This window comes from Coxiella endosymbiont of Ornithodoros maritimus (genome assembly GCF_907164965.1).
In the GTDB taxonomy this organism is placed as follows: Bacteria; Pseudomonadota; Gammaproteobacteria; order Coxiellales; family Coxiellaceae; genus Coxiella.
The window spans coordinates 1-10,531 of sequence record NZ_CAJRAM010000086.1 but is presented as its reverse complement, the minus strand read 5'-3'; the positions used below and the strand labels follow the sequence as shown (position 1 = coordinate 10,531).

Here is a 10,531-nt window from a genome sequence, read left to right as displayed (position 1 = left end):
CTGAACGCTATTTATATCATGATGGAAACTCACAATCCCCGTGGCTTCGGCCGTCTCAAAGCCTTCGATTCTTTGTCTGTCGGTAGGCAGCCTACGCACGAAGATGACGGGCTTTTTTTAACTACTTGATATTCCCTCTTTACCTGGCTCCCTTAAGTTGACACGCGTAGTCAGGGATCCAGTGCACACGGGCGCGGCCCACGAAGGTGCGCCTGGACTTCCCTTGCGGAATGACGATGAAGCCTAAAATTGAAATGGTTAGGGTCTTGTTTACATTCGCTAAACTGAGCCAGAATTCATTGATTTTCGAGCAGCGCAGCGTACATAGAAGTACGTGGGCAGTGAAGCACAGGAAATCGATGAACTATGGCCAGCCTAGTAGAATTGTAACTAGATTTATTCGTATTCAAAGACTTTTACTACCTTTTGCACCCCTGAAATGCGCCGGGCGACCTCAGCGGCCATGGTAGCTTGTCGAGGACTGACAATGCCCATTAAATAGACAGTTTTATTTTCGGTGACGACTTTGAGATTAGAAGAACCTAACCCCGGTTTTCCCAACATGGCTGTGCGAACTTTCGTCGTAATCCAAGAATCATTGGCGCGTTGTATGGCTGATGCGGGTATCGCGATGGTGATTTCATTATAAATACGCCGGACATAAGGCGCCTTTGCAGTAATCTGATAAGCCCGATCGCGTAACGTTACCGTTTTTGCTTGACCTACTAACAACGCTATGTTGTTGAACACGGAAACAGAAATATGAGATTGACCTTTTAACCGGGGGTCACGATCGATTTCTGCTTGGATGACAGCGTGAGCATTATGATCTTGATTCATGGTTTTATAACTTCGCTGATCGTAGACAACGGCACCCCCCAGCGTAGCCCCGGCTGCGCCGGCAAGGAGAACGGCGGGAACGCAACCCATTAAAGGGAAAGCTAACAGCAGCAAAGCGACTAATTTCTTCATCAGTGATCCTCAGAGCTTGGGATTAATTTCCGATCGATAATATCACATAAGCAATGAATAATAAGGGCGTGAGTCTCTTGAATGCGAGCGGTGGATTCTGCAGGCACACGAATTTCGATATCATCGGTACCCAATAAGGTGCCTAATTCTCCTCCATCTCGGCCAGTCAGCGCCACAACATTCATGCCTCTCATATGAGCGGCGGTGATTGCCTGAAGAATATTTTTTGAATGGCCGCTGGTGCTGATGCCTAACAAAATATCTCCGGTGGATCCTAAGCCTGCGATTTGCTTTGAAAAAACTTCGGCATAGCTATAATCGTTGGCGATTGCCGTTAGCGTAGACGAGTCAGTGGTTAATGCCAGAGCAGGGAAACTGGGCCGTTCTGTTTCAAAACGATTAAGCATCTCGGATGAAAAATGTTGCGCATCAGCAGCGGAACCCCCATTCCCACAACTTAATATTTTATGCTCGTTGAGTAGACATTGAGCCATCAGTTCCCCCGCTTGGACGATGGGATCGAGCAATAGCTCGATTGCTACAGTTTTAGTTTTGATACTTTCTTCGAAATTATACTTAATACGTTGGAATAAATTCATAAGGTTTAATATTATACCTCAATAGCGTTTTTTATCCACGTGATTTGTCGATCCGCCGTAATGCCAACGATGTCAAAACGACAGAAAATTTTATCAAGGAGTCGATGTTCTTTTAAGTAATGAAGTACGGTTTTTATCAGCCGCCGTTGCTTTGAAGGAGTGAGCGTGATAAGAGGTTGAATTAAATTAGAAAAACGACGGTAACGTACTTCGACAAAAACTAACATCGATTGATGAGACATTATCAAATCAATTTCACCCTGTTTATAACGGAAATTTTTAGTGATAAACGATAGCCCTTGTTTTTGCAAATACCGACGAGCTATTTTTTCAGCGTTAAAACCAATTTTTTTGGTTAAGGAAAAACATATGGCTAAGTTAGCATGGGGCGGAGAAGATGTGATAATTAGGGGTTTTCAGATTAGCGCATTATTGAAGGCCCTTTAAGGAAGGATAAGTTCGTTATATTCATCATTCACTTTGCAATTGTCCATTGATGATTTTAGCCCACAACAACTGTCGATAAATGCGTTGCGTTGACAGTAAATACAAAGTGCCCGCGGCTCCGTTCATTCCATACTGTGGAATTGAAGTTAATTTAGGCAGCTCAAATAACATATTGTAGGCATCGACGCCGAGTGCATACAATCGAGTATTGCGTTCGAAAGAATGAGGCCATAAAGCGCGGATGCGCTCGCGTGTTTGCTGAAGGGAAGGTGATAATTGTTCCGGTGTTAAAACCCAAGGCATGTCGCTAAATTGGATACCCTCGATATCGTAATTCTCGCTGGGGCGTGAACTGGGTGAATAACCTGATGAAGTGGCGTATATGGGAATATCACCGGCATAGTAAAATCGGAGTAAAGGGACAATTTGACGGATTTGATTGGCATTAGCGACAATAAAAATAGCGTCAAAGTCCTTTCGCCGTCGCGGAATAAAGCGTATTTTTTCCTGAAATAACCGTCTCAGCTGATGTTCGCGTTGTTCTGATTTATCGATGTTCAGCAATCGGCGAATGTCGTTGTTCAAACTTGCGTTATTTCCATAAACCAATTGGGCCGTCGTTTGTCCGCCCAATGATGCCCATTGTGTTTGAAATGCTTTGGCAATGGAACTTCCCCACTCACCACTCGGTGTGATTATGATCGCCCGGTTGTGTTGATCGTTTCGCATTTTTATAGCGGCTGTGGTGGCTTCATCAATGGGAGATAAACTGAATTGAAACAGATTGCTGGCGTTGGAATGAGAAAGCAAGGTATTTAAGGCTAATGTTGGAATAGTAATTTCGTGCGAATTAATGAGCGTAGCTAAATTGTTTTTAATCAGTGGGCCGACGATAATAGTCGCACCTTGTTGGATGGCATCTTGGTAAACATTATTAATGTTTTTTCCGCCGGTATTGAGGACAATAAGGGTAGGGACGGGGCCTTTTTGTTTTGCTTGATAATACGCCGCCAAAAAACCGTTGCAAATGGCGCCGGCTTGTTTGGCAAACATTCCCTCGAGCGGTAAGAGCAAGGCAATGCGCTGCTCAGAAACCGTGGAAGGATTTTCAAAGGCTCTGAAGACTTGGTTATTAGCTGCGTTAGGATAGTGGGGGGTGCAGCTTGTCAGTAAGCCCAAACATGCCGCAAGCAGAATCGCGTAACCAAAGGATATTTTTTGCCCCATGGTCAAAGTCTAACGTAGAGTGTTAAAGTGTCAAGCAAGGGGAGACCTGTTGACTCATATCATTACCACAAGTCACAGCGATTTCTATTTTACACTTCGTGATCCGCACAGAAGTCCAGGCGCGCTTTTAGCGCGCTGGGTCCTCGCCTGCGCGGGGACGACGAGGATTTTTGAAATTTAGGCTAATAGGAAAAAATAATTTAGAATGGGAAGATTATAATAAGGTTTTGTTTTTAATTGTCATTTATATATTGAAATGGCTGTGACTTAATGAACAGAGGTAGTTTGTACATTACTGCAACCCCTATAGGTAATCGCGAGGACATTACGTTACGCGCGATTGAAACGCTTCGCTCCGTGGATCTTATTGCAGCGGAGCATACGCGGCATAGCAAAAAATTGCTGGAGCATCACAGGATAAAAACTCCGTTGTTATCTTTACATGAGCATAATGAAGCTGCGCGTGCGACTCTTTTATGTGAAAAATTAAAACAAGGACTCAATGTTGCGCTTATTTCCGATGCGGGAACGCCCCTGATCAGCGATCCTGGTTATCGGTTGGTGCATGCTGTGCGTGAAGCCGGGATCGAAGTTGTTCCTATTCCCGGAGCCTGTGCAGCCATCGTCGCTTTGGTGGCCTCTGGGTTACCGACAGATCGGTTTATTTTTGAGGGTTTTATTTCTTCAAAAGGCGAGGTGAGACGAAGAAAATTGGAAGATTTAAAAAATCAACGCCGAACGATCATCTTTTATGAATCGGTTCACCGTATTGTAAATTTAATTGATTTATTAAATGAAATTTTTGAAAACGAACGTCGAGCTACTATTGGACGGGAACTCACTAAGCAATTTGAAACTATCCATACTGCAACGTTAGTGGAGTTAAAAAACTGGATTAATGAGAATCCTGTTCAGCAAAAGGGAGAATTTGTGGTGATTGTGGCCGGCCAGACTGAAAAATTGACGGAAATAAACGAAGAATACCAACGGGTACTAACTCTATTGCTTTCAGAACTGTCTCTTAAACAAGCGGTTTCATTAGCAACTAAAATTAGTGGTCTTCCTCGAAAAAAATTGTACGCGTTAGCGTTAACTATTCGGCAGCATCTTCCCGTTCACTGTTATTAACTTCGTGAATGAGAAATTGGTGACGGTTATTATTGACACGGTTGCGTAAATCTTTGCCCGGTTTGAAATGCGGCGTATATTTAGCTTCCGTGTAAACGCGTTCGCCAGTTTTAGGATTATGTGCTTTACGGGTTGGACGATAATGGAGGGAAAAACTTCCAAAACCACGAATTTCGATACGATCGCCCTGACCAAGGGTGTTGCTCATGTGTTCCAAAATGTAATTAATACTCAGTTCAACGTCTTTCCATGACAAAGCTTTTTGCTGCATTGCAATACGATTAATAAGTTCTGATTTAACCATGCTTGCCACTCTACCGTATAGTTTAATGATAGAACAAGTGTGCATTATACAATAGTTTATTAGAATGGGCGAGTGCGTTTCGCCTTTACGGGAAGGTGTGTTCTGATTTTGTGAGGGGTTTTCCGTCTAAAAAAACTTGGTTGTTGTGATAATCCAGTCTTCCGGTAGCGAACCAGGATAATACTTTAGGGTATATAATGTGCTCAAGCGCGTGGACGCGGGTTTTTAGCGTTTCTGGGGTGTCTTGGGGATTGATGGAAAGACGGGCTTGGCAAATAAGAGGGCCGAGATCGAGCTCTTCGGTGACATAATAGACGCTTACACCGTGTTCAGTCTCACCAGCGGCTAACGCGCGTTCGTGGGTGTTAAGACCCGTGTATTTAGGTAACAGGGAAGGGTGGATGTTGATCATCCGTCCGCTATAATGGTTGACAAATGCCTTGCCTAATTTACGCATAAAGCCGGCCAAGACGATTAGTTGGGGCTCATAGTGGTCGATCGTTTTTTGAAGTTTGCTTTCAAAATCGATGCGCGAAGGGAAGTCTTCGTGAGGAATGATGTGAGTCGGAATGACAGCTTGTTGGGCTCGTTTTAATCCATATGCATCGGCTTTATTGCTAATGGTCGCGCGTATTTCAATCGCTAAACCTTTTTGAATGGCCTCAATGATGGCCTGAAGGTTAGTCCCATTTCCAGAAATAAGAACAACAATAGGCAACAGTTCGCGATTCATGGCGTTATGGTTACACGCGGTTGCTCCTCGGATAAGGATTGAATTTCGCCAAGGATCCAAGCGGTTTCTCCTAAAGCGGTTAACAGTTCCAGCGTTTTTTGTACTTCTTCTTTGTCCAGACAGAGTAGCATTCCCACGCCCATGTTAAAGGTGCGCCACATTTCTTCTATCGGGACTTTGCCCTGTTTTTGCAACCAATGAAAAATGGGTGGCCATTTCCAGCCATTTGAATCAATAACCGCTTGGGTATAAGGCGGTAATACACGAGGAACGTTTTCAATAAGACCGCCGCCCGTGATGTGGGTCAGGGCATGGAGATTAATTTCGGAAAGAAGACGTTTAATCGTTCTGACGTAAATTCGGGTGGGGGTGAGTAACCCATCCGCGAGTGATTTGTTCTCAAAGGGCTGCGAAAGCGGTATTCTCGCCCGAGCTAAAATTTTTCTAATGAGAGAATAGCCGTTGGAATGTGGACCAGAAGAAGCTATCCCAATCAGGGCATCGCCGCCGCGGACTCGACTTCCATCAATAATTTTTTCTTTTTCAACAACACCCACACAAAAGCCAGCAAGGTCATAATCCTTTTGTTTATAAAGTCCGGGCATTTCGGCCGTTTCCCCTCCGATCAACACCACTTCAGCCAGTTCGCAACCGGCGCCGATGCCTGTCAAAATTTGTTTGCTTTGTTCGTTATTCAGATGGCTGGTGGCATAATAATCGAGAAAAAATAAGGGCTCCGCGCCGGTAGTAATGACGTCATTAACGCACATCGCTACCAGATCAATACCAATGGTATTGTGACGGTTAAGTTCAACCGCGAGCTTTAATTTGGTTCCCACGCCATCAGTGCCCGAGACGAGAACCGGGTGTTTATAACCACGGGGTAATTCAAATAAACCGCCAAAGCCACCGACCCCACTTAATAGCCCTGGGCGACGGGTGCGCTTAGCGATTGCTTTAATGGCTTCAACCAAGTCAGCCGCTTTTTCAATATCAACGCCGGCTTTGCGGTAGGAAAGAGGCGGATCTCGAGTGGAATCTGGCATGGACTGTATTATACGACTTAAAGCGAGTAAAATAGAAGAAAAATGAAAAGACGAAGGCGTATAATTTCAGTCACTGGAGGCTTTGCAATGATGGCCGTTCGGAAAATGTCTATTTTAGCAATTACTCTGACGTATTTCTTTCTCACTAATGCGGGAATGGCTGTTGAAATCCGTGGTATAAACGTTGCTACTGTCGCCGTCTCTGATCAATCGCCGCAAACACTGCAAACAGCATTACCTCAAGCTTTAGAGCAGGTGTCGATTCGGATGAGCGGAAACACGGGCGTGATGACGCTCCCAACGGTTCAAGATGCCGTGCCCCAAATCAGCCATTATGTTGAAAAATACAGTTACGCTACAAAAACGGATGAGAGCGGAAAACAGCAGCTCCTGCTGCAAGTCGTTTTTGACACGCGGGCCGTTAAGCGGTTACTGCAAAACGCGAAGCAAGCTATTTGGAGTGCTAATCGCCCCTTGACGATGGTGTGGGTGTCTATTCCCAACGGAAAGCAATCCCAAATTTTAGCAAGCGATAGTCAAAATCCAGCACTTCAAGCGCTGAAACAAGTGGCTGCCCTCCGCGGTGTTCCTGTTATTTTCCCAGCGATGGATCTTGAAGATCAAATCAATGTCGCGCAACCGGCCTCTACTTTACCCAACAATCAACAATTACAGGTTATTTCCCAACGCTATGGAGTTGATAGTATTTTATCAGGTGCTGTGATTAGCGCAGAGAACGGTCAACTCCAAGGAGAATGGCAATTGTTTTTGAATGGCACCCCTTATGAATGGCAGACGAGCGGAGCCAATGTCGTTCAAGTGGTCAATAACGGTATCGATCGAGCGGCCGACATGATGGCCAATCAATTTGCTACGCTGGATAGCAAAGGAATGGAAAGTTTAGTCATCATGCATGTCACTGGTGTGAAAACCCTCGACGATTACGTCCACGTCGTTTCAACTTTAAAACATTTAACGCCGGTAGCCAAAGTATCTGTCAGTGATATGAATGCCGATATGCTTTTATTAAAAATAAAAACCATTGGTAATCTCAATGATCTAGTGAAATCGTTGAAATCCGTTTCGCATTTAGTAGCTGAAACAACACCTACTCAGCCAGAGCTGAACGCGGCTAATTTATTTTATCGATGGAAATCGAATACGCCTCCGGAGATTCAGAAACCTCGATAATGTTAACTCCTTCCATTCATTAACAATGATAGATCAATTACCATTACGAGTGCAGTTACGAGAAGAAACTACTTTTGCTAATTTTTACAGCGGCAACAACATCATGCTGTTAAAAGCGTTAAATGAATTATTAGAAGGTAAGGGTGAATTATTTATTTATTTATGGGGTGAGCCAAGCGTTGGGCGCACTCATTTACTACAAGCTTGTTGCCATACGATGAATAACCGATCGTTGGAAGCAATGTATTTGCCATTAAAAGCCCCGCAATTAGCGCCATCGATTCTGCAAGGTTTGGAGAGCAAGCCATTAATCTGTATTGATGATATTGACGCTGTACTCAGTCAGCCGGATTGGGAAGAAGCATTATTACATTTTTACAATCGCGTGCGCGAATCTCAGGTTAAATTAGTAGTTGCCGGCAATTACGTTCCTCCGCAGTTAAATTGCCAGTTAGCCGATTTACGTTCGCGGTTGTCGTGGGGGCTGGTTTTTCAAGTGATCGGGCTTACGGATGTTGAAAAAATAAAAGCCCTTCAAATGCGCGCTCACGATCGAGGTTTTGAATTATCAGATGAGGTAGGTCAATTTTTATTGCGTCATTATCCCCGTGATATGTCCGCATTATTCAATTTGCTGGATAAATTAGATCAAGCTTCGCTAATTGCCCAACGCAAATTAACCGTTCCCTTTGTGAAAGAGGTTTTGAATATATCATCATTACCCACAAGCGGTAAAGATTAAAAACGTACAGCCCGCAGACGGGGTTCCAGCGCGGCGTGCGCGGCGCGCTGGAACCCCGTCTGCGGAATGACGAACTGAAAAATTAGAAGTACAGTTCTATCGCGCCATAGCTAAACCCGTAAGAGAATCGGTCGAGATCGAGAGGCTATTCATTTTCCTTCAAAAGCGCGTTTTCCGGGTTGATTGAAAAGCCGCATGGCGGTGGTATGGTATAATGGCATGGTGGGTTTGATTAAGTGTCACTCCTGCGGCTAAAAATGCCATTACGAGGTCAACAGGAGAAGCGAGATCACCGAGCGGTTCAAAGAAAGAGCTAAGCGAAGCACTATTTTCGGTAAATAAGGGTAATAGCAGCAGATGCTTATAAAAATTTCCTAAACTTGGCATAGGCTAAATAAAAAAGGCTAGTGGTGTATATACCGTGTCCATGCCAATTACTTTCCAAAATTGGTTGATTTTCAGATAATCCGCTCTAACCAGTCGCATTAACCGCTCGTACCAACTGGATCGAGTTGGGGTTGTATAAAGATTTTGCGTTGAACTGGTGATTTCTTTACAAACATTTTCTACGTCGTACCGCGCGGCTTTCCAACTTTCCCAGATGGAAACGAGCAAACTCAGCGGAAATTTAATGCACAAACTCATCTCTGAATTAATCACGGCTAGATCGTGAGCGCTGGCGAATAATAAAGGCAATCCCCACGCGTTAAAAGCAGAAAATGTTTGAGAGCGCCTCGCATGGTTTTGCTTCCTTCAAAAGGCGTTTCGGTAATTCTTCCGGATTGAAATCGTTTCTTAGCGTCGTCTACCATAAAAGCTTGATAGGTTGAATTAACCACCGCAGCGGTCGCTTTTATGTAATAGCCTCTGGCCAACCCAATCAAACTAAAGCCCGCAAAGGCACCCATTCGTTCTATTAAATTGGGGGAAAGCGCAATGTTTGATTATAGAAAAAAACAGTACCCAAAGAAAGGCTGTCAAAGATTTCAGTTGGGTAGACACCGAAAAAAATCTTCCTTTGAGTGAATTGGGATAATTGATTGGCTCTTGTTTTTTCTTCTTCGTTAACGGGCTTGTCTGGAGATTCTCGCCATACGGGGAATAATGAGGATGAGCTAAGGAGATTGCCGGAGGGGGCAACGGTTCGATAAGCGTCTATGCACTTCGTTGCGGAAATCGATCGTGAAATGATATATTTTTCCTCCAGAAAAAGGTTAAGTGCTTGGGGGTCCCAATGGTGATGCCTCAGCTCATCATTTGAAAAAGGGGTCCATCGTGCGGGTGGCATAGTTAAATTGAAGCGGAACAAGCCAAGGCCCCTGTGCACGATGCGCCTATCGCTCCTGTGGAAAGAAGAAACCACCAGGGATATTCAAAGGCTTGTCCATGTTTTCCAACGTTAAAAGTCCGAAAATATATTGATAGCCATAAATAAACTATAGAGGGAAGCCCATGGGTTTTAAAATACCTTCCGCAAAAACGTGTAAGGCGGGCCGCTAATCTTCCCAAAGAATATATCTCTTTTTGAAAATTTCGATTGGGCGTATACCCCACCCTTCGCCAAGCTTCTAAAACAGCTAAACGAGGAACATGGCGTTGGGCAATTTCTTTGTCCTGATAGTCGAATCGACTAATAGCGTTTTTTACAGAGTCAGGGATTTCAGGAATAGTTTGCTCAGCGGATAAGGGCGAAGTCCGGTTTTTTTAGATAACACTGTGGAAACATAAGATTGAGGAGTAATACTTTCCATACTTCAGGCCATGAATCCCTGAATCTCGAATGGTGACCACTCCCTTGTCCCTAATAACGGGAATTTTTACGTCGGTGTGGGCAACGGTGAAATATAAACCCTCAAGATTCCTGAGCAGTCCTGAAGGAGTAGGTATACGGGCCGGCTTCGATATTGTTTTTAATTTTGCTGTAGTCTATGCTGTGTTCACAAGATATAGGTATAAGCGGCATGTCCATTTCATGTTTATCATCCTTATTGGGCAGCAGCCTTCCTCCTTTTTTCCAAAAAATTGAGCATAAGAAATTTATTAGCTAAATACTTAAATTAGGTGAAAATTGGGCTTCAAAAAAACATCTCTATACATGACGAAAGCAGTTCAGTTGATGAAATAGTGAGAAAAGCTGCTGAG

At 44.1% G+C, this 10,531-nt stretch carries 9 protein-coding genes and 2 pseudogenes; 3 read left to right on the top strand and 8 right to left on the bottom strand.

What is annotated here, in order from left to right:
• Positions 1-396: 396 nt before the first annotated feature.
• The 4 genes from OWO34_RS07895 to OWO34_RS07880 all read right to left on the bottom strand — a co-directional run bounded on the left by OWO34_RS07895 (position 397) and on the right by OWO34_RS07880 (position 3,245).
• Positions 397-972 (bottom strand): BON domain-containing protein, encoded by a 576-nt coding sequence (locus OWO34_RS07895; protein ID WP_267257133.1) that lies wholly within the window; start codon positions 970-972, stop codon positions 397-399.
• Positions 972-1,571, bottom strand: a complete 600-nt coding sequence (locus OWO34_RS07890; protein WP_267257132.1) for a phosphoheptose isomerase — start codon at positions 1,569-1,571, stop codon at positions 972-974. The genes OWO34_RS07895 and OWO34_RS07890 overlap by 1 nt, the downstream gene beginning before the upstream one ends.
• 11 nt (positions 1,572-1,582) lie before the next feature.
• On the bottom strand, positions 1,583-1,942 hold the full coding sequence (locus OWO34_RS07885) for a YraN family protein (RefSeq protein ID WP_267257134.1): 360 nt from the start codon (positions 1,940-1,942) through the stop codon (positions 1,583-1,585).
• Positions 1,943-2,042: 100 nt separating this feature from the next.
• On the bottom strand, positions 2,043-3,245 hold the full coding sequence (locus tag OWO34_RS07880; RefSeq protein ID WP_267257131.1) for a penicillin-binding protein activator: 1,203 nt from the start codon (positions 3,243-3,245) through the stop codon (positions 2,043-2,045).
• Positions 3,246-3,515: 270 nt separating this feature from the next.
• Here OWO34_RS07880 and rsmI point away from each other — a divergent pair, with 270 nt between their 5' ends.
• Complete coding sequence (gene rsmI / locus OWO34_RS07875) at positions 3,516-4,373, top strand: 16S rRNA (cytidine(1402)-2'-O)-methyltransferase (RefSeq protein WP_267257130.1); 858 nt, start codon at positions 3,516-3,518, stop codon at positions 4,371-4,373.
• Here the strand turns inward: rsmI and ihfB are convergent.
• The 3 genes from ihfB to purM all read right to left on the bottom strand — a co-directional run bounded on the left by ihfB (position 4,339) and on the right by purM (position 6,456).
• Positions 4,339-4,677, bottom strand: coding sequence for an integration host factor subunit beta (gene ihfB, locus OWO34_RS07870; protein ID WP_267257129.1), 339 nt, complete (start codon positions 4,675-4,677; stop codon positions 4,339-4,341). The genes rsmI and ihfB overlap by 35 nt on opposite strands.
• An 85-nt stretch (positions 4,678-4,762) precedes the next feature.
• A complete protein-coding gene (gene purN, locus OWO34_RS07865) occupies positions 4,763-5,410 on the bottom strand; it encodes a phosphoribosylglycinamide formyltransferase (RefSeq protein ID WP_267257128.1) in 648 nt (215 codons plus the stop codon).
• Positions 5,407-6,456, bottom strand: coding sequence for a phosphoribosylformylglycinamidine cyclo-ligase (purM, locus tag OWO34_RS07860; protein ID WP_267257127.1), 1,050 nt, complete (start codon positions 6,454-6,456; stop codon positions 5,407-5,409). The genes purN and purM overlap by 4 nt, the downstream gene beginning before the upstream one ends.
• Before the next feature lie 42 nt (positions 6,457-6,498).
• Here purM and OWO34_RS07855 point away from each other — a divergent pair.
• Both OWO34_RS07855 and hda read left to right on the top strand, forming a co-directional pair.
• Positions 6,499-7,670, top strand: a pseudogene (locus OWO34_RS07855) (DUF2066 domain-containing protein).
• Between the two features lie 2 nt (positions 7,671-7,672).
• The gene (gene hda / locus OWO34_RS07850) at positions 7,673-8,389 is read left to right on the top strand and encodes a DnaA regulatory inactivator Hda (protein WP_267257126.1); all 717 of its coding nucleotides are present in this window, start codon (positions 7,673-7,675) and stop codon (positions 8,387-8,389) included.
• A 148-nt stretch (positions 8,390-8,537) separates the two neighbouring features.
• Here hda and OWO34_RS07845 read toward each other — a convergent pair.
• Positions 8,538-10,358, bottom strand: a pseudogene (locus OWO34_RS07845) (hypothetical protein); the annotation flags it as partial.
• Between the last annotated feature and the right edge of the window lie 173 nt (positions 10,359-10,531).